Annotated in this window: 1 pseudogene; it reads left to right on the top strand. The window is 76.5% G+C overall.

From position 1 onward, the window contains the following. Window positions 1–584 (top strand): annotated as a pseudogene (locus B8460_RS21845) (gamma-glutamyltransferase); the annotation flags it as partial.

The following is a 584-nucleotide window of genomic DNA, read 5'->3' on the forward strand; positions in this document are numbered from 1 at the left end:
TTCGTCCCGCCACCCGCCGATGGCGGCCTGGCGGCGGCCGCGGCCCTGCAGGTGCTGGCGGCCAACCCCGGCGCGACGCAGGCAGCGCTCGACCGGTCGCTTGCCGTGGCGGCCCGGGCGCGCACCGCCGGCGGCGATCCGCAGGCCATTCTCGCGGCCAAGCTGCCAGCGGCCGGCAGCGGCGGTCCGTATCCAGCGTCCACGACCTTCGTCACGCTGGACCGCCAGGGACGCTCGGTCGCCTGCGCGCTCACGATGGACAATCTGTTCGGGACGGGCCGGATCGTGCCCGGCATGGGATTCCTGCTCGCGGCCTCGCCCGCACGGGTGCCGATGCCGCTGCTGGCGGCGGGCATCGCCTGGAACCCGGATCGTCAGGCCTTCCGCGCCGCGGTGGGCGGCTCGGGGCAGGAGGGCGCGGCACTGGCCGCCGCCTATGCGATGGCGACCTCCGTCAGCGCGGGCCGCGCGCTGCCGACGCCGCCGCCCGAGCCGGGCCGGGCCAACGTGATCGAATGCAGCGGCTACCTCCCGGGCTCGGAGGACTCCTGCCAGCTTGCCACCGACCCGCGCGGCAGCGGTCT

Origin of the sequence: Acidisphaera rubrifaciens HS-AP3 (assembly GCF_000964365.1) — a bacterium.
Taxonomy (GTDB): Bacteria; Pseudomonadota; Alphaproteobacteria; order Acetobacterales; family Acetobacteraceae; genus Acidisphaera; species Acidisphaera rubrifaciens.